Genomic DNA, 20,726 nt, shown 5'->3' with positions numbered 1-20,726 from the left:
ACAAGCGCGAGACAGGCGGTAGGCGTCCTAGCTGCAAAGGGGGGTCTTCCATGAGCCAGCTGTTCCGCAAGGAAGCGATGGCGCGCCGCTCGCGCGCCTTGTTCGGAGAGGTCGTGCTGCGCGGTCCGCTGCCCGTGTGGGCGGTCGGAGTTCTGGTGCTCGGCGCCGTCCTGACGGTCGCGCTGATCCTGTTCGGGATCCAGGTGGACGGTGCAAGCGTCTGGAGCTGGTTGCGTGGATAATCCATTCGCGCCGCGCCTGCCGGTCATCCTGCAGACGGAGATGACGGAATGCGGGTTGGCCTGCCTGGCCATGGTCGCGCGCTATCACGGCCACGACGTCGATTTGAATTCCTTGCGCGAGAAATACCTGCTGTCGATGCGCGGCACCTCACTGAAGCAGATCATCAAGATCGCGGGCACGCTGTCCCTGTCGCCGCGCGCCTTGCGCGTCGATCTGAACCAGCTGCACAAGCTGGCCACGCCCGCCATCCTGCACTGGGACTTGAACCATTTCGTCGTGCTGAAATGCGTGCGCGAGGACCGGGTGGAGATCATCGATCCGGGCATCGGGGCGCGCACGATGACGCTGTCCAAAGTGTCCGGTCATTTCACCGGTGTCGCGCTGGAACTGACCCCGGCGGAAGACTTCCAGCCCGTGAGCGACCGCATCCGGCCGCGACTGACGGACCTGTGGTCGTCGCTGGTCGGGGCGAAACGGGCGGTGGGGCAGACGCTGGCCCTGTCCGTCGCGCTGTTGGCGACGATCCTGGTCGCGCCCTTCCTGTTCCAATTGGCGGTGGATGCAGTGCTGCCGGATGGGGATCGGGGGCTTTTGCTCGCGCTGGCCGTCGGCTTCGGCGGACTGGCCGTGATGCGCGCCTTGGTCGAGGCCGCACGCGGCTACACGATCGTCACGTTCGGGGCGCAGCTGTCGCGCCAGATGGTCGGCAACATCTTCCGCCATCTGGTGCGTCTGCCCGTGCGATATTTCGAACGCCGCCATGTCGGCGACATCATCAGCCGGATGAACTCCACCCAGCCGATCCAGGAAGCGCTCAGCCAGTCCGTCGTGTCCGTTCTGATCGACGGAGCGATGGCGGCCATCATGCTGGTGGTGATGTTTCTCTTCTCGCCGCTGCTGGCGGGGATCGTGGTCGGCACGACGGCGCTGCTGGTCGCCGCGACGCTGTTGATCTATCCGCGCCTGCGCGCCACGCAGGAGGAGGCGATCTATGCCCGCGCGCTGGAGAACAGCCATGTGATCGAAAGCATCCGCGCCTCGACGACCGTGAAGCTGTTCGGGCGCGAAGCCGAACGCGAAGCCAGCTGGGCCAACCTGTTCACCGATTTCGTCAATGCCGATGTCGGCCACCAGCGCTGGCAGGTGGCGCAGACCTTCGCCCAGACGCTTGTCATAGGACTGCAGGTGGTGGCCGTCGTGGTCGCGGCCGCCTGGATCATGACGGGCGAAGACAGCACCTTCACCGTCGGCATGCTCGTCGCCTTCCTGATCTACCGGCAGTATTTCTCCGACGCGGTGGTGCAGCTCGTGACCAAGGGCAATGAGTTCCGGCTGCTCTCGCTGCATCTCGACCGGCTGGCGGACATCGTCCATGCCGCGCCGGAACTTGCGGCGGACGGCCATGCGCCGCTTGGCGAGCTGGACGGTCGCATCGTGCTGGACGGCGTGACTTTCGCCTATTCGCCGGAAGACCCGGTGGTGGTCGAGGATTTCAGCCTCGACATCGCCGCCGGCGAGATGGTGACGCTGACTGGCCCGTCCGGAGGGGGCAAGACGACCCTGATGAAATTGATGCTGGGGCTCTACGCCCCGGACGCCGGCACGGTGCGCGTGGACGGGCGCGACCTTGCCACGATCGATCCGGGCGACTGGCGCGCGCGCGTCGGAGTCGTCATGCAGGACGACCGGCTCTTGTCCGGCACGATCGCGGACAATATCGCCTTCTTCGATCCGGAAATCGACATGCAACGTGTGATGCGGGCGGCCAGCGCGGCACACATCCATGATACTATCGCGGCGATCCCGATGAATTACCTGGCCGTGATCGGCGACATGGGGTCGATCCTGTCCGGCGGGCAGAAACAGCGCCTCCTGCTGGCCCGCGCGCTCTACCAGGAGCCGGACGTGCTGTTCCTGGATGAAGGCACGGCCAATCTGGATGTGGAAACGGAAAAAACCGTCGTGGACCTCGTCGCCAGGCTCGACATGACCCGCATCGTCGTCGCCCATCGTCCGGCCTTCTTGGAAGCCAGCGACCGGGTCATCGAAGTGTCGCAGTCATGATTGACAAAATTGTTTTTGCAATCTTGACATGAGTGATTTGACTTCTTGCCTCTGATGCGTCAAGAAAGATGAATTAACAACGTGTTAACCCTGTTTTGTTCAACTATGACACATATTTAGCTTGAACGCTTGGTACGCACTTTGCTTATGTCCGAGTGCGGTCGGATGTCCCGACCACACAACCCCCAAAGAGAGGACTCAACACAATGCGTGAACTGACTGTTGAAGAACTTGACGTTGTCGTTGGTGGATACCCCATCATTGTCGACTTTTAGAGTTAACTAAAAACCTTTATCATGTGGACCCAAACCCGTTTCTAAGATACGGGTTTCTTTTGCTGCTATAGCTAAATTTTAAACCTTTGTAGCCGACTTACCTGGTTACAATGCGTTTTCTGATCTTCATATCGTCTTTTTTTGTAAGCGTCATAGCCTTTTCTGATCATACTTACGCTCAGGATTTGGCTACAGACACAATTTCCTTTTTCGACAGCGCCAACTCACCTCAACAGCATCACGTTGTTACGGGGTCTGCAATCGAGCACGACGCCATCAAGTTCCGGTACGCTCTAGACGATGTAATCAGCCTTGGTGACAAGCAGAAACTAGTAGTGCTTCTCGATGAAGAGTATTCCGCACTTCGCTCAACGCATCCCAAGCTGGTAGAGCTTAGCAAAGTTTTTATTGAGTCCTTTGGAGATGAACAGCTGGATCAAGAACGATTGATCCAATCCCTTAAGCAATTCGATTACGAAAACGACTGGTATGCAGGGGTTTATACCAACTCTGCTCTATCAATATTGCATATCAGGCAGATGGAGCTTCTCCTAGCTAGCCAATATGCTCAATCTGCTCTCGATCTGATTCCAACCGAGATATCTATTTTGGTGACAGATGCCCAACTGATCTTAGCAAAGCAGTTGACCATGCTTTACGGAGTTAGCGCTGACCCAAATCGCATGCTCGAAGTCAGCCATACTTCACGCGAACTCCATCAAAAACTCGGGCTTCATTTCGATCGCTATGAAGCCATGACCAATTTCTTGTTAGCGTTCAATTGGAAGCGCGATCATAACGGTGCAAAAGCCATTGCGGACATGCTCAGCGACGAGCCCCGGCCGGAGGCAACGGTCGAAGGCCTTGCCGAAGTATATATGGCTGATTTGTATAATGAGATTGGAGAGCATTCCAAAGCGCTTCATTATGCAACTTCGGCTCAATTAGCTTCCGATCCTCTTATCCAGCGTCGTTCTCACGGAGAAGCCATGATCGCCTATGCGGGTCTCGGGCAACGCGACGCGGCATTGAGGGAAATGGAAAAGCTAGGTCTCTGGAACGAAAACGGGGCAACGCCAAAGGCGGATCGTAGCGAAGGCGGTCTGCATGCCCGGGCCTTGCTGGCAGCTTCGTCCGGCGATGCCGAATCTGCCGTTTCACTCATGAACCGGCGTCTCGATTTGATGATCGGCAAGATGTACGATGCCAGTGCCGCCGATACGGCATCCATGCTCAGCCATCTCGAAAACACCCGCGAACGCCAGGTCGAGCGTGAGGCGGCCTTGCAGCGCGAGGCGGAGCTCAAGGCGGTGCAGCTTGAGCAGAAGAACCGGCTCAACCGGCTGTTATGGGTCCTGATCGGGGGGCTGACGCTGGCGTTCAACCTGTTGCTGGCTTTCCTGCGCTACCGGGAGAAGTCGAACACCAAGATGCAGGCGTTGCAGGAAGAGGCGCTCACGGCGGAAAAGATGAAGACCGAATTCCTGGGGGTCGTCAATCACGAGCTGCGCACTCCGCTGAACGGAATCATCGGCATCAGCGACGCCATGATCCACCATGCCGACGACCCCGTGCTGCGCGAACAGGCGCGCACCGTGCAGCAAAGCGGCCAGACGTTGCAGGACCTGCTGGAAAGCCTCATCACCATGTCCACCATTGAGGCGGGCCACCTGTCGCTGGAGCACGAACCGATGCGCCTGACCGATGCGATCATGCCGGAGGTGTGCAAATGGGAAGTCGCTGCGAGCGAAAAGGGACTGGCCTTCACCCACTTCGTCGCGCCGGACCTGGACCGGACCGTTCTGGGGGATGCGGCGCGCCTGCAGACATGTCTGCGCTTCCTGCTGGGCAATGCGGTGCGCTACACGCAAAAGGGCCGCGTCCACCTGCATGCGACCGGGGAAAGGGACGGATCGGGCTGCCTGCGCGTGACGCTGGTCGTGGCCGATACGGGCCAAGGGATCAGCGACGCGGTGCAATCACGTCTGTTCAGGCCGTTTCTGCAGGCCGACGCCAGCACGACGCGCAAACATGGCGGCGCCGGGCTGAGCCTCGCCATCGCGCGCAAGCTCGCCCGGATGATGCATGGCGACCTGGTCGTCAATTCGCGCGAAGGCCGCGGCTCGGAATTCACTCTGACCCTGCGCCTGCCGCTCGCGGACGAAGCAGCCACGACGGCCGACCTGCAGGACGATACGGTCATCGACCTGATGCGCGACCATCCGCTGTTCGAGAACCGCACCGGCCCCGCCGCGGCCGAGCGCTCGGCCGTCTAGGCGCGTCGACGCGCGGGACGCGTCAGGCCGGCGAAAACCAGCCCGCCAAGCGCGCCTGCCAGCATCTGGAACCCGATCCCGGCCACATCGCGCGCGCCCGCGATCAGATGCACGCCGAAAAAGGCCTGCTTCATCAGCATCAGCATGACGAAAAGGGCGACCGCTCCGGCGACGGCAAAGACGACCCAACGCCCGAAACTCGCCAACCGGTATACCAACAGGCCCGCCAGATAGGCGACGAGCGTCGCGATGCCGACAAAGAGGATGTAGAGCGAGCCGAGACGGAGCAGGTCGTAGGCGCTCATCGACAGGCGCTCGCTCCAGCCGATATCCGCGCCGATCCCGTTCAGTCGCGCGATGACGTTCTGCGTCTGGAACAAGACGCCCAGCGCCGTCGTCGCCACCGCTGCGGCGATCCAGCCGCCCAGAAATGTCAGAAACGTTTTCATCCCGCCTCCTTGCCCTTCCCGCCCGGAAGATGCCTTGCGTGAGCCGTTGCTACGCCTAGTGTGACAGGCGGGTCAAACGGTCAAACGCGCCGTGCGGATCAAAGGATGTGCGATGAAACAATGGGTTCCGGGTCTGTCCTGTCTTGCCCTGATCGGCCTTGCAGCCTGTCTGGAAGCTCAGCCGGCCCCTGACCGGCCCGAACGCCCCCTGTCCGATTTCCGGATTGAGACGGTCGCGGACAGCCTGCCCGCGCCCTGGGCGGCGGCGGCCCTGCCACAGGGCGGCTATCTGGTGACGGGCAAGCTCGGGCGGCTCTGGATCGTCCGGGACGGCAACAGGCAGGAGATCACGGGCCTGCCCCGGGAGATCATAGCGCTGGCGAACAACCGCATCGCGACCGACGGCCAGGGCGGGCTGCTCGATGTCGCGCTGGCCCCAGACTTTGCGCAAACCGGCACGATCTACCTGTCCTATTCCTATGGCGACTGGGATGCCAACGGCACGGCGCTGTTGCGCGCCACGCTGGACGGGGACCGTCTGCGCGATCCGGTGACGATCTTCCGCGCCGGTCCGGCCAAGGAAGCGGGCAGCCATTATGGCGGCAAGATCGCCTTTCCGGGCGACGGCACCTTGCTGCTGAGCTTGGGCGACGGGTTTTCCTTGCGAGAAGAGGCGCAGAAAACGGATTCGCATCTGGGATCGGTTGTGCGCCTGATGCCGGACGGCGGCACGCCGACGGACAATCCGGACTTCGGAGACGGCGCGAAGTTGCAACTCTTCTCCATCGGCCACCGCAATGTCCAGGGGCTGGCGATCGACCCGGATACCGGCGCGATCTGGCAGCACGAACACGGGCCGCGCGGCGGGGACGAACTGAACCGGCTGGAAGCGGGCGCCAACCATGGCTGGCCGATCGCAACCCATGGGCGTGACTATCAGGGCGCGCGGATCAGCCCGACCGAGGACCATGCGGGGTTCACCGCACCGGTCCATGTATGGACGCCGTCCATCGCGCCGTCGGGCCTGGCGATCTATCGCGGCGATCTGTTTCCGGACTGGCAGGGCCACGCACTCGTCGGCGGATTGGCGTCCGGAGACCTGCGCCGCGTCGATCCGATCTCGGGCGAGGAGACGATCCTGCTGTCGGACGCGAAGACGGATGACGACCCGTTTCGCGTGCGCGACGTGGATGTCGAGGCGGACGGATCGGTGCTGGTGCTGGTCGAGGATGCCAAGACCGGACACCTGCTGCGCCTGCGGCCGCGCTAGCGCATCCGGATCAGCTCTTGCGGGGTTGGGAAGGTTTCAACAGCGCCGCCCGGGCGATTTCCTTCAAGGCGTGGCGCAGGACCGGGCGGGCCATCTTGGCCTGTTGCGGATCGGCCAGCGCGTCCAAAACGTCATCCATCAGGGAGATGTCGTCGGGGCAGCTGAGCGGTTTGCGGGCGTCGGGTTCCAATCCCAGACGAACCGCATCCATGTCGCTGACCGTGTAAAGGTCGCGGATCTCGTCGGTCCAGGCCACCGGATCGGACGACGCCCCGCGCCACGGGCGTATGACGTTGCTCATCACGACCTCCCGAAGCGGCCGGGCACGAAGTTGCGGTGGCTGGACGCGTTACGGTCCATCGTGTCGAAAAGCTCGATCGGCCGGATGTCCATCGCCACGCACATGTCGCGCAGCATCAGCGGGCTGATCCGTTCCTGTCCGGCCTCATATTTGCGCAACTGGCGCGGCATGACGCCGAGCATCGCCGCCATATCCGTCTGGGTCAGGCCGGCCGCCTTCCGGTGCAGGCGCACCATTCGGCCGACATGCTGATCGACCACGTTCAATTCAATATCCGATATGTTCATGCCAGCTCCCCTTTGGCTTGATGAGCTGTGGATAACACAAGGCATGATTGAGATCAAAGTGATTAAAGCAGTTGCCTCAGCCAACTGATTCACATCATTTTTTGCGCGACGTTTTGATGACTTGACAGTTGCAAGCGCAACTTTTCAAGCACGAAACACGCATAGGTTGATATTTCGGACTGCATCCGCCCTGATTGCCGACCGTATAACGTTACGCATCATCCTGCGCGCGCCGCCCAATAAAAAACCCGGCCGAAGCCGGGTTTCTGGATTGATATCCGAACCGCGCCTAATCGGCGCGCCCCCTTAATCTTCGTCTTTGCGGGGTGAGCGGCGGCGGTGAGGGCGGCGAGGCTTGTCGTCGCCGCCGTCCTCATCTTCGTCGTCGCGCTTGGACCGCTTGCGCTCCTCGACTTCGATCTCTTCACCGCTGTCCTGATCGACATGTTTCATGCTCAGGCGGACCTTGCCGCGATCATCGAAGCCCATCAGCTTGACCCAGACCTCCTGGCCCTCTTCCAGAAAGTCGGACGGATGGTTCACCCGCTCCGGCTTGATCATGGAGACGTGGACCAGACCGTCCTTCTTGCCGAAGAAGTTCACGAAGGCGCCGAAATCGACAACCTTCACGACCTTGCCCTTGTAGATGGCACCGGCTTCGGGTTCCTCGGTCAGGGACGAGATCCATTCCTTGGCGGCGTCGATCGACTTCTGGTCGTTGGACGCGATCTTGATGGAGCCGTCATCCTCGACGCTGACGCGGGCACCGGTCGTGTCCACGATTTCGCGGATGACCTTGCCGCCCGAACCGATCACGTCGCGGATCTTGTCGACGGGGATCTGCATCTGCTCGATGCGCGGGGCGAATTCGCCGACGCTCTCGCGGCTTTCCGTCAGCGCGTCGTTCATGCGGTCGAGAATGTGCAGGCGGCCGTCATGGGCCTGGGCCAGCGCCTCTTCCATGATCTCTTCGGTGATGCCGGCGATCTTGATGTCCATCTGCAGGGACGTGATGCCCTCGGACGTGCCGGCGACCTTGAAGTCCATGTCGCCCAAGTGATCTTCGTCGCCCAGAATGTCGGACAGAACGGCGACGCCGTTATCGTCCTTGATCAGGCCCATCGCGATACCGGAAACGGGGCGCTTGATCGGCACGCCCGCATCCATCATGGCCAATGAACAACCGCACACCGTCGCCATGGAGGACGAACCGTTGGACTCGGTGATCTCCGAGACGAGACGGATCGTGTAGGGGAAGTCTTCCGCCGTCGGCAGGACGGCTTGAAGCGCGCGCCAGGCGAGCTTGCCGTGGCCCATCTCGCGGCGCGACGTGCCGCCCATGCGACCGGTTTCCCCGACCGAATAGGGCGGGAAGTTGTAGTGCAGCATGAACTTGTTTTTGATCGTGCCGGTCAGCTGGTCCATGAACTGCTCGTCCTCGGACGTGCCGAGCGTGGCGACGCAGATGGCCTGCGTTTCGCCGCGCGTGAACAGGGCGGAGCCGTGCGTGCGGGGCAGAAGGCCCGCCATCGCTTCGATCGGGCGGACTTCGTCGGTCTTGCGACCGTCGATGCGCTTCTTGGTCTTGATGACGCTCTGGCGGACTGTTTCGGACTCGACCGATTTGAAGACATCGCTGAAGACAGCGTCGGTCATGCCGTGCGGGTTTTCATCTGAGACGACCAGCTTGGCCTTGGCATCGTCCTTGGCGGCGCGAAGCGCGTCCTGGCGTTCCAGCTTGTCCTTCTTCTTGTAGGCCGCCTTTATGCCTTTCTCGGCGATCTTCTTGACCTCTTTCTTCTCGTCTTCGAGATCCGGCACGACATAGTCGTAGGCGGGCTTGGCGCCGGCCTTCTTGACCAGATCGTGGATCGCTTCGATCACGTCCTGGCAGGCTTCGTGGGCGAACATGACCGCGCCGAGCATCTGCTCCTCGGTCAGTTCCTTGGCTTCGGATTCGACCATCATGATGGCCTCTTCCGTCCCGGCGACGACGAGGTCGAGCTCGGACTCTTCCATTTCGTCGAGCATCGGGTTCAGCACATAGTCCCCGTCGATCAGGCCGACGCGCGCGGCGCCGATCGGACCGGCAAACGGCGCGCCTGACAGGGCCAGAGCCGCGGAAGCCGCGACCATGCCGATGATGTCGGGTTCGTTTTCGAGATCGTGCTGCAGGACCGTGATGACGACCTGCACTTCGTTGCGGAAGCCCTTGGGGAAGAGCGGGCGGATCGGACGGTCGGTCAGGCGGGAGATCAGCGTCTCGCGCTCGGTCGGACGGCCTTCGCGTTTGAAGTAACCGCCCGGCACTTTGCCGGCGGCGTAGAATTTTTCCATGTAGTTGACGGTCAGCGGGAAGAAGTGCTGACCCGGGCGTGCATCCTTGGCGAAGCAGGCGGTGGCGAGCAGTTTGGTGTCGCCGTAAGTGGCGAGCACCGCCCCATCGGCTTGGCGGGCGACGCGGCCCGTTTCCAGGGTGAGCTCTCGGCCCGCCCAGTCAATCGTGACGGATTGCGTATCGAACATAAGTCTGTCTTTCATCGTACGGACTTGCACCCGGCTGTGTGTCTTTCGGGAGCCTCATTGCTCCCGGCGGATGCAAATTTCAGTGTTCCGCAGGGTTGCGGAACGCGGGTGTGCTTGAATGCACGAAAGCCGCCGGAGCCCTCTCCGGCGGCTTTGTCGTTGTGTGTCGGGGGCGGCCTAGCGGCGCAGCTCCAGACGTTTGATGAGGTCCTGGTAGCGGTCCTCGGACTTGCCCTTCAGATAGTCGAGCAGGCGACGGCGTTGCGTCACCATGGCGAGCAGACCGCGACGGGAATGGTTGTCCTTGGCGTTGGTCTTGAAATGCTCGGTCAGGTTCCGGATGCGTTCCGTCAGGATCGCGACCTGGACTTCGGGGGAGCCGGTATCGCCCGGCTTCGTCGCGTATTCGGTAATCAGTTCCGCCTTACGCTTGGCTGTAATCGACATCGGGTTTCTCCATCATAGCTAGATATTGAAAACCCGCTTGGGCCAGAGCCGGCCGTCGCGGGGTTGGCACAACGCAACCGGCGAACCCTCAGCCTCGGCCAATATCCATTCCCGATCGTGCGGGGCGGACGTTTGGAGAGATTGCGGGGCGGCGATGGCGCGGCCCTGCTTCAGATGGATCGCTTGCGGGTCGGTCACGGCCAGCACCGGGATGTCGTCCAGCGCGGTCGAGAGCGGCAAGCACCCCTCATCGGCGCGCGCGCCATCGCATAGTTCCGCCAGCGCGTCCAGCGTCAATGACTGCGCCAGTCCGAACGGTCCGACCCGCGTCCGGCGCAGGCGCGAGATATGGCCTTCGGCTCCCGTTGCGACGCAGATGTCGCGCGCCAGCGACCGGACATAGGTGCCCTTGCCGCAATCGACCAACAAAGAGACGCCGTCGCCATCATGCGAAACCAGGCGCAGGGCGTCGATGCGGACGGTCCGCGTCTTCATCTCGACCGCCGCACCCGCCCGCGCCAGGTCGTAGGCGCGCTTGCCGTCGATCCTGATGGCGGAATATTTGGGCGGGACCTGTTCGACCGCGCCGACGAAGCGCGGCAGCACCGCTTCGATCTGCGCGCGCGTCGGCCGCACGTCGGACGCACCCGTCACGGCCCCTTCGGCGTCCAGCGTTTCGGTGCTGGTGCCGAAAGCGATGTCGAAGTCGTAGGATTTGGGCGCGTCCATCAGGAACGGCACGGTCTTGGTCGCCTCGCCCAGTGCGATGGGCAGAAGGCCGGTCGCCAGCGGATCCAAAGTTCCGGCATGGCCCGCTTTCTGCGCGTCCATCAACCGCCGGACAGCGGCAACGGCTTTTGTGCTGCCCAGGCCCAGCGGCTTGTCCAGAACGACCCAGCCATGAATGGGCCGTCCGCGTTTGCGCCGATTGCGTCCGTTGGGATCCATGGGCAGGGCGGCTACGCCATTCCGGCCTGGAACGGAAGCCGGACGAAGTCCAGCCATGCTGAATCGCCGGAGCCGGTCTGCACTTATAGCCGTGCTCGCGTGACCCGCGTCACGCCCCCAGGCGGTCTCGATATCCATCATGGAACAAATATCGTCGCGGCCCGCCCAGGAGGGGCGGCTGGTCCCGTGGCGGTCGGAGTGCCAATCGGGAGATGCACATGTTCAAGACCACTTTCGCCGTCATGATGGGCGCCGCCGCCATGACCGTCCTGCCCGCCGCCAACGCCGCCGCGTCCGATGTGGACGATCCTTGGTTGGTGCGCGTGCGCGCCATCTCGGTCATGCCCGAAGAGGACGGCACGATCCGGCCGATCGGCGGGACGGTCGATATCGGCGACCAGATCGTTCCGGAACTCGACATCTCCTACTTCGTGTCCGAGAACATCGCGTTCGAACTGATCCTCGGCGTGACCAATCACGACGTGAACGCCAACGCCACCTCCGTGGGGGATGTCGATCTGGGCGACGTCTGGCTGTTGCCGCCGACGGTGACGGCGCAGTACCATTTCAACCCGCGCGGGGGGTTCCGGCCCTATGTCGGGGCGGGCGTGAACTACACCGTCTTCTTCGGCGAGGACGAAGGCGACGTCACCTCGATCGACTATAGCAACGAATTCGGTTTCGCCCTGCAGGCGGGCGCCGACATTCCGATCAACGACACCTGGTTCTTCAACGCCGACGTCAAGAAACTGTGGCTGAGCACGGACGTGAAAGTCGATGCCGGCGGCGTGGCCGTCGAGGCCGACGCCGACATCAACCCCTGGATCGTCGGGATCGGCTTGGGAAGGCGGTTCTAGAGTCACAGAACATATCGGCGGATTGACTGCCGCCGAGCCCGCCTCCGGTTTTCTTGATGTCTGGCGAATCCGATATATATGATCGGTTGAAGCCGGTTGGCGCCTCGAATGACGAGGGTCGTCGGTCACTGTTGGGAGGGCGAACATGCATCCAAGACATGCCGCTTTGTACGGCCTGGTTATCGCACTCGGAGGCTGCGCGACGATCGTTGCGGGCCAGAACGAGACTGTGACCATCGTCAGCGAACCCACGGGGGCCACCGTGACGTTCCGCGACGCGGCACGAAAACTCAATGACGTCGAATGCGTCACACCTTGCGAGATAGAGCTGCCGCGATCGACATACCGGACCACGGTGGAGATGGCTGGCTATTCGCCGTTCACCTATCAAATCACGCCGAGAACGACCCTAGGCCGCTCCATTTTGAGTGCCGGTTCGAGTTATGCGGCCATAATAGACAGCGATAGCGGCGCCGATAAGGCGCTTCTTCCACGGTCCGTAACCGTCGATCTCGCCCCGGCCGGAGGCCGTTCAACGGCCACCGACGAAAAGGGCGATCTGATGAGAACCCTGGATTACGGCGCGTCCTGAAAGCGGTGGCAACAGGCCGGTATCACAGGGTCGAACGGATTTTCTTGGCGACGCCCTTGTTGACCTCGGCCCCCGTCATGATCTGAGACACTTCCTCGGCCACAGCGAACACCATCTGTTCGAGATCCTTGATATGGGTGCCGGATCCAGTCCGTGCCGCCATTCCGAGCAAGCCGCTGCTTAAAACCGAGCTGCGTTCCACGAACGGATTGGATGGCTCTACAAGGTCGATCAAGACGGCGTTCGTGGCTGCATCCGTGACGTCCATGTCATAGTTTATGCCTTTGACTTCGCCGATCAACAACATGGTCGCCGCATTCGGCGTGGCGATCTTCTCTATATCGATGGTGACGTCGACGTCTCGCTCCCCGGTCAGATTGCCGCGAAGGCGGGCGGCGACTTCCTCCGCGATCCGGTATTCGAGATAGCGCTCGCCGAGCTGGTCGTCTTCGGCCCCGCGTCCGCCATTTGCATTGATATAATCGGAAAATGCCGACCGGACGATGACCGAATCGGCGTCGGCATCGAGAAGAGCGGCGACAGCCTTGTCGTAGACTCCCGGTACGGCGCGGTCTTCGGCAAAGGATACGGTGACATCACCGAGACGCAGACTGTCTTGGAAAACCGTACTGTCGATCGGCGAACTCGTGGTCGTTGCGCATGCGGTCAACGAAAGAGCGAAAGCTCCGAGAATTGCCTTTTTCATGATGAATATATCCCCCTTGTCAGATGTCCGCTAGCGGTTGATCGGTCTTGTGTAAAATGCACATCCTTGTGCTGATGTCCTCAATCGTCCGCTTCCAGATCCCGCACCACCTCCGGCCGGGACAGCAGGCGCGCCATGTCGTCGGCCGTATCGAAGGTCGTGTCGAGGCGGAAGACGAGGCGCGGCGTGCTTTTCATTTCCAGTTCGCGGCCCAGCCGTCCGCGCAGGAAACGGCCGCAGCGCTGCAACCCGGCGATGACGGCCTCGCCGTCGGCGTCGGGACCGAGCGGAGCGGCAAACACTGTCGCGACTTTCAGGTCCGGGGCGGCGCGCACCTCGGCGATGGTCACGCTGACCCCGGACAGGGCCGGGTCGCGCAGGTCTTCGCGGTTGATGATCTCCGCCAGAGCGCGGCGGATCACTTCGCCGGTCTTCAGCTGGCGTTGGGAGGGGGGTCTGTTACGGGCCATGCGGCGCTAGATAGGAGCGCTTGGACGCAAATGAAAGCGTGAGGCGTTTCGGGGTGGTGCGATTATCTTGCCTTCCGGCAAAGCGCGTCTGGGACGCAGAAACGGCAAACATAGCCGGCGGTTTTCGACCCTTCCTGGCGGTCGGGACCGGCTATTTCAAAAACCGTCCGTGATAATTCCTTGAATTCCGTCAATTCTTTCAGCGGCTTCCAGATAAATCGCCGAATAGATCCGCGACACCCCGAGCCCGTGCCATATTACTCGCGCACCAACCGGATGGCGGAGGCGGGCGGGACTCCGACGCTCCGAATATCTGGTGGGTCGCTGCGTTCGGCGGGTTCCGCGTCTTTGGCAAGACGCGGCCCGCCCGGTTTCTGCGCCCCACAAAGGCGAAGGAAACCGGCATCGTTGCAGGTCGCACACCCCCGGCGCGGCGCGGACCCGAAAGGTCTGGTAGCGCCACAACGTGTGATGACATGTGACAACATGTATCGTGCGACCCGCGGGCCTTCCCTGCCACTCTTTTCTCTCGCCAGGCCGCGAGGGCGCGGATCCGCCTGCGCGCATGACAGGTCCCGCAGATCTTCGGCCCCGGCAATGAATGCCGAGGCCGAGCCTTTTGGAGACAAGTGGCGTTCCTTTCGCCCTCCTTCGAGAAGGCGGCAAGGCATGGCAGGTGGGCGGCGCTTCGCGATTCCCGTTCCGCCCGGACCAAGGATTTTCCCTTCGGGAAAAACCTATGCGTCTTCGCTTTCGTCCTGGCTCGGGGCGACGGCACTCTCCGCTTCCATGTCGGACAGGGCCACGTCCTCGAGCGAGCGGTCGACCATTTCGACCGTGAAGCACTCGATCTGGTCGCCCTTGCGAAGATCCTCGTAGTTCTCGAAGGCCATGCCGCATTCCATACCGCTCTGGACCTTCTCGACTTCGTCCTTGAAGCGCTTGAGCGTCTTGAGCGTGCCTTCGTGGATGACGACATCGTCGCGCAGCAGGCGTACGCCCGAGCCGCGCTCCACACGTCCGTCCGTGACGCGGCAGCCCGCGATCTTGCCCAGCTTGGAGATGTTGAAGACCTCCAGGATTTCCGCGTAGCCGATGAAGGTCTCGCGGCGCTCCGGCTTGATCATGCCGGTCAGGATGCCCTCGATATATTCGATCAGCTCGTAGATGATCGAATAGTAGCGGATCTCCACGCCTTCGCGGTCGGCCAGTTCCTTGGCCTGCTTGTTCGGACGGACGTTGAAGGCGATGATCGGCGCACCGGCCGTCATGGCCATCTGCACGTCGCTCTCCGAGATGCCCCCGGCGGCTGCGTAGATGACGTTGGCCTTGACCTCCGAGTTGGACAGGCCCTCCAGCGAGGACTTGATCGCCTCGGCGGAACCCTGGACATCGGCCTTGACCAGCAAGGGAAGCTCGCTGACTTCCTTGTTCTGCAGTTTCGCCATCATCTGTTCCATCGACGCCAGAGCGGATGGCTGCGCGGCGGCGGCCTTCTTCTTCTGACGCTGGCGGTATTCGACGATTTCGCGGGCCTTCTGCTCGCCGTCGACGACGGCGAACGGCTCGCCCGGCATCGGCGCGCCGTCCAAGCCCATGACTTCCACAGGGGTGGACGGGCCGGACTGCTTCACCTGCTTGCCGCGCTCGTCCATCATGGCCTTGACCTTGCCCATATATTCGTCGGCCACGATCATGTCGCCGCGCTTGAGCGTGCCGCGCTTGATCAGGAGCGTCGTCACCGCACCCCGGCCCTTCTCGAACCGGCTCTCGATGACCAGCCCGTCCGGATTACGCTTCGGATTGGCTTTCAGCTCCATCAGCTCGGCCTGCAGCGTGATCGCTTCGGCCAGCGCGTCCAGTCCCGTGCCTTCCTTGGCCGACACCGGGATGGCCTGCACATCGCCAGACATGCTCTCGGTGATGACTTCGTATTGCAGCAGGTCGGTTTCGACCTTCTTGGGGTCGGCATCGTATTTGTCGATCTTGTTGATCGCCACGATGATCGGCTTGCCGGCCGCCTTGGCGTAGCGGATCGACTCGATCGTCTGCGGCTTCACGCCGTCATCGGCCGCCACCACGAGGATGACGATGTCCACGGCTTCCGCCCCGCGCGTGCGCATGTCCGCGAAGGCCGCGTGGCCGGGCGTGTCGAGCACGGTGATCTTGTCGCCGGACTTCAGTTGCAGCTGGTAGGCGCCGATATGCTGGGTGATGCCCCCGGCTTCGCCCGCCGCCACGTCGGTCGCGCGCAGCGCGTCCAGCAGCGAGGTCTTGCCGTGATCGACATGGCCCATGATGGCGATGACGGGCGGCCGCGGCTTGCGGTCCTTTTCCTGGCTCGGCGTATCGTCGATCAGGAAATCGTCCTCGACATCGGCTTCGGACACACGCTTCACCGTATGGCCGAAATCCTCGACGATCAGCTGTGCCGTATCGGCATCAATCACGTCGTTCAGCGTGGACATGGTGCCCTGCTGCATGAGGTATTTCACGACATCCGCACCGCGTTCCGCCATGCGGTTGGCCAGAGCGGCGATGGTAATGGTTTCGGGCACCGTGACTTCGCGTTGCACCTTCTCGCGGGATCCGGAACCGCCGGCGCGGCGCTGGCGTTCGCGTTCGCGCTTGCGTTTCACGGCGGCGAGCGAACGCTGGCGTTCGTCGTTGCCGGACAGGGCCGAAACGATGGTCAGCTTGCCGCGGCGGCGTTTCTGTTCGCCCTTGGACCGGGTCGGCGGCGGGGTGTTGCGCTTCTTCTTGATGCGTCCGCCGGCCTTTTCCAGCTCCGACATTTCGGCTTCGGACTTGCCGCGCTCCAGCGGCGAGCCGACCGATTTGCGCTGCAGCCGTTCCTGTTCTTCCTTGTCCTGCTGGCGCTTGGCGGTTTCCTCTTCCTCGATGCGCTTCAGCTCGGCTTCTTCCTCAGCCTTCTTCTTGGCTTCGAGCAGTTCCTGCTCCTCGCGCATGCGGGCCTGGCGGGCTTCGGCCTCGGCGGCCTTCTTGGCGGCGCGCTCGGCCGCCTGGGCCTGCGCTTTCTGCAGGGCGACCATCCGGACCTTGAATTCGGCGACGGACAGGCCCTGTTCCCGGGCGGCGGCGGCGATCTGCGCATCCGTCAGCGCCGCCGGCTTGGTCGGTTTGGGCGCTGCTCTGGGCGTGGATGAAGGCTTGGCTTCGGCAGCCGTCTTGATCGGCGGGGCCAAGGTCGGCGCCTTGGTAGCCGGCGCAGCCTTCACGGGCGTGGCGGCTTGGGGGCCGCTGGACGCCGCACCGTCGGGTTTGGGAATCTGAACCGCTTTGGGCTGGCTTTCGGGCGTGGCTTGCGGCTGGGGCTCGGCCTTGGCGGTCGTCGCCGGTTGGGCCGCAGCGGGAGTAGGCTTCGGCGCAGCCGGGCTCGCGCCCGCGCCGGTGCGGGGCTTGAGCTGGATCTTCGGCTTGGCCCCGGTCGCACCGGAACCGCCCGCGCCCGGCTTGACCAGGCGTTTCTTCTTCTTCTCGACCACCACGGCGGAAGACCGGGACGTCGTGCGCCGCGGCCCGCGGGTCGGTCCCCCTGGGCGTCCGCCAACAGGGCGGCGGGGTCGGTTGTCGTTATTGTCGCTCATCATCTTCTTTCAGTTCGTCATTTCGCGGGGCGAAGGTCCGGCCGTGTGGCGGCCGGGTTGCCGTTCATTCATCAATGGGTCGCGGCCCCGTCTCGTGACGAGGCGCAATCTAGCGGCAAATGCGCCTTTTTCAACCGCTGCCTGCTTTCGGCGGCTGTCTTCTTGAACGCTTGCCGGACTCAAACACTTGCAAGACTCAATGCTTGCCAACTTCAATCTTGGCCTTCTTCAACTTTCACCGGGCGGCGGTTCCAGACGGATCTCGTGACGTGCATCGGACCAGTCCGGCGGCACCAGCGGCTCGAAACCCGCCAGACGGCGCGCGCCGGCCATGATGTCCGCCACCATCGGACCCGCCAGCAAGGCGGCATGGACGACCGGATCGCGTCCCAGCGCCGCGCCGATCTCTTCGGCGGTGAAACAGCCCACGACCGGCGGGTCGGGTCGGCGCAGGCCCTGTTCGCTCAGCTCGCGCGCCGTGGCCAGGCTCAGCGTGCGCAGCTTGCCGCGCCCGTCGGCGGCCCCGTCGGACGCTTCGATGCGCAGGGCGACATCGCCGCGTGCGGCCGGTTCGCGCACGCCCGCTTCGCCGAAGACCAGCCGCCCGGCCTTGCGGGCCATGGTCAGCTGCCCCAGCAGGCGCCGGCGCAATTGCGTGCGGGTCTGCGCGACCAGCGCGTCGGCGTCTGCACGGACCTTGGCCTTGAAGCCGCGGTTGAAACCGCCCTTTTGCACAGCGGTGCGCACGGGCTCTTCCGCGGCCGTGACCCAGGCCCCGCGCCCGGGCAGCTTGCCATACACGTCCGCGACGACGTCGCCGTCCGGCGACAGAACATAGCGCACCATCGCCGACGGATCGCGCACGGCGCCACTGGCGACGCAGCGACGCTCGCTCGGCTTGTGGCCGCGCCTGTCCGCCGGGGCGGGCTCTTCAACGATGTCGGACTCGGCGCTCAACCGGTCAGGTCAAAGGCGCATTATGCGCCTTGTCCTTCTGGTTCTGCGTCGGCCGCATCCGTTTGCGCGCCGGCCGTGTCCGCATTGGCGCCCTCGCTGCTGAACAGCGCCTCGGCCGCGTCGATGGGGCGTTCCGGGGCGACATAGGCATCCGGGTCGACCGTCTCGCCTTCGCTCTCTTCCTCGGCGTCGGCATAGAGGTCTTCCTCGCTGATCCAGCCGGCATGGACGCGCGCGCGCATGATCAGGTCGGTCGCCTCCTCGGCGGAATATTTCATGCCGTCGAACAGACCCGGCTCGCGGACGCGCTCGCCGTCCTTGAACTCGGTGTAGCCGGTCAGATCGTCCGGAACGAGCCCAGCCACGTCCTCGACCGTGAAAATCTCGTTCTCGCCGAAGATCACGGCCATGGGCAGGGTCAGCCCGTCGATTTCCAGCACGCCGTCCTCGACGCCGAGCTCGGTGCGTCTGGCGTTCTGTTCCTCGGCGATCTTCTCCAGATATTCGCGCGCGCGGGTCTGCAGCTCCTGTGCCGTCTCGTCGTCGAACCCTTCGATGGAGGACAGCTCGTCCAGTTCGACATAGCCGACCTCTTCCATCGTCTCGAACCCTTCGGAAACGAGCAGCTGGGCGACCATTTCGTCCACGTCCAGGCCAGTCATGAACAGCTCGGAGCGTTCGCGGAACTCCTGCTGGCGGCGTTCGCTCTCCTGCTCTTCGGTCAGGATGTCCAGCGCCCAACCGGACAGCTGGCTGGCGAGGCGGACATTCTGGCCGCGACGGCCGATGGCGAGCGACAGCTGCTCTTCGGGCACGACGACTTCGATGCGCTCGTCTTCTTCGTGGATGACGACCTTGGCGACTTCCGCCGGCTGCAGGCCGTTGACGATGAAGGTGCCGAGATCCTCGGTATAGGGGATGATGTCGATGCGTTCGCCTTGCAGCTCGTTGACCACGGCTTGCACGCGCGACCCGCGCATGCCGACGCAGGCGCCGACGGGATCGATCGAGCTGTCGTTGGAATAGACGGCGATCTTGGCGCGCGATCCGGGATCGCGAGCCACGGCGACGATCTGGATCGTGCCTTCATAGACTTCCGGCACTTCCTGGGCGAACAGTTGCGCCATGAATTGCGGGTGCGCGCGGGACAGGAAGATCTGGCTGCCGCGCGGCTCTTCGCGCACATCCATGATGTAGGCGCGGATGCGGTCGCCCGGCTTGACGTTTTCGCGCGGCAGGGCCTGGTCGCGGCGGATGACGGCTTCGGCGCGGCCGAGGTCCACGATGATGTGGCCATATTCGACGCGCTTGACGATGCCGTTGATGATCTCTCCGACACGGTCCTTGAATTCCTCATACTGGCGGGCGCGCTCGGCTTCGCGGGTCTTCTGCGTGATGACCTGTTTGGCGAGGTGCGTCTGCACGCGCGACGGCTCGATCATGGGCAGCGCCGTGGAGATTTCCGTGCCGAGTTCGGCCGTGTCGTCGTCCAGTTTCGCCGCGCTGAGCCCCACTTGCGCCTGCGGCTCCATGACCTCTTCGTCGGGCACGACCGTCATGACGCGGCGCAAGGACATTTCGCCCGTTTCCGGATGCAGGTGCGCACGGATATCCAGCTCCGCGCCGTAGCGCATCTTGGCGGCGCGTTCGAACGCCTCCTCGATCGCGCGCAGCACGATCTGCTTGTCGATCGACTTCTCCTCGGCGACCGCCTTCGCGATCTGAAGCCATTCCAGTTTGTTTGCGGAAACGCCGGCGATGCCCATGGCTCTATTCCTCTTCTTCGTTCTTGTTGGCCGCCGCTTTGGCCGCCTCTTTTTTCTTCTGGCCTTCGGCGACCAGTTCATCGGTGATCAGCAGTTTGGCTTCGGCGATCCAGTCGAACGGGACGGACGCCGTATTCTCGTCGTCGCCGTCCAGATTGATGTCCACATGACCGTTCTCCACGCCTGCCAGAACGCCGCGGAACCGTTTGCGCCCTTCGACCATGCGGTCGAGTTCCAGCCGGGCGAGATAGCCTTCATAGGCCGTGAAGTCCTCGAACGCCGTCAGCGGCCGGTCGATGCCGGGGCTCGACACTTCCAGGACATAGGCATCGTCCAGCGGATCTTCCACTTCCATCGTGGCCGACAATTCGCGGGACAGGGCCTCGCAATTCTCGATGCCCATCAGGCCGTCGCTCTTGCGTTCGGCCATGATCTGCACGGTGCGGCGCTTGCCCGCCATGACGCGCACGCGCACGATGCGCAGGCCCAGATCCTCGGCGATCGGATCGGCGAGTTCCAGAATGCGGTCGTCGATATGCGTCTTGGTTTTCAGCGCAAAAGCCCTTCGGTCCAATAAAAAAACGGCCCGCCGTTCCCGGAGGGCCGCCTGGCTGGCAACTGCCAGAACCGGCGATGTCGAAAGGGGGATATAGAGGCGAGCGATCATATTGGCAAGAGCAGTGG

At 63.1% G+C, this 20,726-nt stretch carries 18 protein-coding genes; 6 read left to right on the top strand and 12 right to left on the bottom strand.

Annotated features, from left to right (window positions below):
- Positions 1-50: 50 nt before the first annotated feature.
- From Q0718_RS06315 to Q0718_RS06305, 3 genes are all read left to right on the top strand, one after another.
- Positions 51-242 carry a hypothetical protein gene (locus Q0718_RS06315; protein WP_298915121.1) on the top strand — a complete coding sequence of 64 codons (192 nt, stop codon included), beginning with the start codon at positions 51-53 and terminating at the stop codon, positions 240-242.
- On the top strand, positions 235-2,307 hold the full coding sequence (locus Q0718_RS06310; protein ID WP_298915119.1) for a peptidase domain-containing ABC transporter: 2,073 nt from the start codon (positions 235-237) through the stop codon (positions 2,305-2,307). The genes Q0718_RS06315 and Q0718_RS06310 overlap by 8 nt, the downstream gene beginning before the upstream one ends.
- A 385-nt stretch (positions 2,308-2,692) precedes the next feature.
- Positions 2,693-4,858: an ATP-binding protein gene (locus tag Q0718_RS06305; RefSeq protein WP_298915117.1), complete on the top strand. Its 2,166-nt coding sequence runs from the start codon at positions 2,693-2,695 to the stop codon at positions 4,856-4,858.
- Here Q0718_RS06305 and Q0718_RS06300 read toward each other — a convergent pair.
- On the bottom strand, positions 4,855-5,307 hold the full coding sequence (locus tag Q0718_RS06300) for a hypothetical protein (protein ID WP_298915115.1): 453 nt from the start codon (positions 5,305-5,307) through the stop codon (positions 4,855-4,857). The genes Q0718_RS06305 and Q0718_RS06300 overlap by 4 nt on opposite strands.
- Positions 5,308-5,419: 112 nt before the next feature.
- On the opposite strand from Q0718_RS06300, the gene Q0718_RS06295 reads away from it, so the two are divergent.
- Positions 5,420-6,577: a PQQ-dependent sugar dehydrogenase gene (locus tag Q0718_RS06295; RefSeq protein WP_298915114.1), complete on the top strand. Its 1,158-nt coding sequence runs from the start codon at positions 5,420-5,422 to the stop codon at positions 6,575-6,577.
- A 10-nt stretch (positions 6,578-6,587) separates the two neighbouring features.
- On the opposite strand, the gene Q0718_RS06290 is transcribed toward Q0718_RS06295, so the two are convergent.
- The 5 genes from Q0718_RS06290 to truB form a co-directional block, all read right to left on the bottom strand.
- Positions 6,588-6,878 carry a hypothetical protein gene (locus Q0718_RS06290; RefSeq protein WP_298915112.1) on the bottom strand — a complete coding sequence of 97 codons (291 nt, stop codon included), beginning with the start codon at positions 6,876-6,878 and terminating at the stop codon, positions 6,588-6,590.
- Positions 6,878-7,165: a helix-turn-helix transcriptional regulator gene (locus tag Q0718_RS06285; RefSeq protein ID WP_298915110.1), complete on the bottom strand. Its 288-nt coding sequence runs from the start codon at positions 7,163-7,165 to the stop codon at positions 6,878-6,880. The genes Q0718_RS06290 and Q0718_RS06285 overlap by 1 nt, the downstream gene beginning before the upstream one ends.
- 306 nt (positions 7,166-7,471) lie before the next feature.
- Entirely contained in the window at positions 7,472-9,691 is a 2,220-nt protein-coding gene (gene pnp, locus Q0718_RS06280; protein WP_298915108.1) for a polyribonucleotide nucleotidyltransferase, read from the bottom strand.
- A 177-nt stretch (positions 9,692-9,868) separates the two neighbouring features.
- The gene (gene rpsO, locus Q0718_RS06275) at positions 9,869-10,138 is read right to left on the bottom strand and encodes a 30S ribosomal protein S15 (RefSeq protein WP_298915106.1); all 270 of its coding nucleotides are present in this window, start codon (positions 10,136-10,138) and stop codon (positions 9,869-9,871) included.
- 18 nt (positions 10,139-10,156) lie between these two features.
- Positions 10,157-11,086, bottom strand: a complete 930-nt coding sequence (truB, locus tag Q0718_RS06270; RefSeq protein WP_366523838.1) for a tRNA pseudouridine(55) synthase TruB — start codon at positions 11,084-11,086, stop codon at positions 10,157-10,159.
- A gap of 218 nt (positions 11,087-11,304) precedes the next feature.
- On the opposite strand from truB, the gene Q0718_RS06265 reads away from it, so the two are divergent.
- Together Q0718_RS06265 and Q0718_RS06260 are read left to right on the top strand one after the other, a co-directional pair.
- Positions 11,305-11,943, top strand: a complete 639-nt coding sequence (locus tag Q0718_RS06265) for an OmpW family protein (RefSeq protein ID WP_298915102.1) — start codon at positions 11,305-11,307, stop codon at positions 11,941-11,943.
- Positions 11,944-12,088: 145 nt separating this feature from the next.
- Entirely contained in the window at positions 12,089-12,535 is a 447-nt protein-coding gene (locus Q0718_RS06260) for a PEGA domain-containing protein (protein ID WP_298915100.1), read from the top strand.
- Positions 12,536-12,557: 22 nt separating this feature from the next.
- Here the strand turns inward: Q0718_RS06260 and Q0718_RS06255 are convergent, their stop codons facing one another.
- The 6 genes from Q0718_RS06255 to rimP form a co-directional block, all read right to left on the bottom strand.
- Positions 12,558-13,205: a hypothetical protein gene (locus Q0718_RS06255; protein ID WP_298915098.1), complete on the bottom strand. Its 648-nt coding sequence runs from the start codon at positions 13,203-13,205 to the stop codon at positions 12,558-12,560.
- Positions 13,206-13,321: 116 nt separating this feature from the next.
- The gene (gene rbfA / locus Q0718_RS06250) at positions 13,322-13,711 is read right to left on the bottom strand and encodes a 30S ribosome-binding factor RbfA (protein ID WP_298915096.1); all 390 of its coding nucleotides are present in this window, start codon (positions 13,709-13,711) and stop codon (positions 13,322-13,324) included.
- A 737-nt stretch (positions 13,712-14,448) separates the two neighbouring features.
- On the bottom strand, positions 14,449-17,319 hold the full coding sequence (infB, locus tag Q0718_RS06245) for a translation initiation factor IF-2 (RefSeq protein WP_298915094.1): 2,871 nt from the start codon (positions 17,317-17,319) through the stop codon (positions 14,449-14,451).
- 228 nt (positions 17,320-17,547) lie between these two features.
- On the bottom strand, positions 17,548-18,276 hold the full coding sequence (locus Q0718_RS06240; protein WP_298915092.1) for an RNA-binding protein: 729 nt from the start codon (positions 18,274-18,276) through the stop codon (positions 17,548-17,550).
- Between the two features lie 20 nt (positions 18,277-18,296).
- Positions 18,297-20,042: a transcription termination factor NusA gene (gene nusA, locus Q0718_RS06235; protein WP_298915090.1), complete on the bottom strand. Its 1,746-nt coding sequence runs from the start codon at positions 20,040-20,042 to the stop codon at positions 18,297-18,299.
- Positions 20,043-20,046: 4 nt separating this feature from the next.
- The gene (gene rimP, locus Q0718_RS06230; protein WP_298915088.1) at positions 20,047-20,616 is read right to left on the bottom strand and encodes a ribosome maturation factor RimP; all 570 of its coding nucleotides are present in this window, start codon (positions 20,614-20,616) and stop codon (positions 20,047-20,049) included.
- Positions 20,617-20,726 lie beyond the last annotated feature (110 nt).

Origin of the sequence: uncultured Algimonas sp. (assembly GCF_947498175.1) — a bacterium.
In the GTDB taxonomy this organism is placed as follows: Bacteria; Pseudomonadota; Alphaproteobacteria; order Caulobacterales; family Maricaulaceae; genus Litorimonas.
Note: the sequence above shows the minus strand (reverse complement) of the source record. Positions and strands in the feature narration are given on the sequence as shown.

What these genes read in the sequence shown, in the direction of transcription:
- Q0718_RS06315 (WP_298915121.1), top strand. Translation starts at nt 51, where the DNA reads ATGAGCCAGCTGTTCCGCAAGGAAGCGATGGCGCGCCGCTCGCGCGCC.
- Q0718_RS06305 (WP_298915117.1), top strand. Translation starts at nt 2,693, where the DNA reads ATGCGTTTTCTGATCTTCATATCGTCTTTTTTTGTAAGCGTCATAGCC.
- Q0718_RS06300 (WP_298915115.1), bottom strand. Translation starts at nt 5,307, where the DNA reads ATGAAAACGTTTCTGACATTTCTGGGCGGCTGGATCGCCGCAGCGGTG.
- Q0718_RS06295 (WP_298915114.1), top strand. Translation starts at nt 5,420, where the DNA reads ATGAAACAATGGGTTCCGGGTCTGTCCTGTCTTGCCCTGATCGGCCTT.
- Q0718_RS06290 (WP_298915112.1), bottom strand. Translation starts at nt 6,878, where the DNA reads ATGAGCAACGTCATACGCCCGTGGCGCGGGGCGTCGTCCGATCCGGTG.
- Q0718_RS06285 (WP_298915110.1), bottom strand. Translation starts at nt 7,165, where the DNA reads ATGAACATATCGGATATTGAATTGAACGTGGTCGATCAGCATGTCGGC.
- pnp (WP_298915108.1), bottom strand. Translation starts at nt 9,691, where the DNA reads ATGTTCGATACGCAATCCGTCACGATTGACTGGGCGGGCCGAGAGCTC.
- rpsO (WP_298915106.1), bottom strand. Translation starts at nt 10,138, where the DNA reads ATGTCGATTACAGCCAAGCGTAAGGCGGAACTGATTACCGAATACGCG.
- truB (WP_366523838.1), bottom strand. Translation starts at nt 11,086, where the DNA reads ATGGATCCCAACGGACGCAATCGGCGCAAACGCGGACGGCCCATTCAT.
- Q0718_RS06265 (WP_298915102.1), top strand. Translation starts at nt 11,305, where the DNA reads ATGTTCAAGACCACTTTCGCCGTCATGATGGGCGCCGCCGCCATGACC.
- Q0718_RS06260 (WP_298915100.1), top strand. Translation starts at nt 12,089, where the DNA reads ATGCATCCAAGACATGCCGCTTTGTACGGCCTGGTTATCGCACTCGGA.
- rbfA (WP_298915096.1), bottom strand. Translation starts at nt 13,711, where the DNA reads ATGGCCCGTAACAGACCCCCCTCCCAACGCCAGCTGAAGACCGGCGAA.
- infB (WP_298915094.1), bottom strand. Translation starts at nt 17,319, where the DNA reads ATGAGCGACAATAACGACAACCGACCCCGCCGCCCTGTTGGCGGACGC.
- nusA (WP_298915090.1), bottom strand. Translation starts at nt 20,042, where the DNA reads ATGGGCATCGCCGGCGTTTCCGCAAACAAACTGGAATGGCTTCAGATC.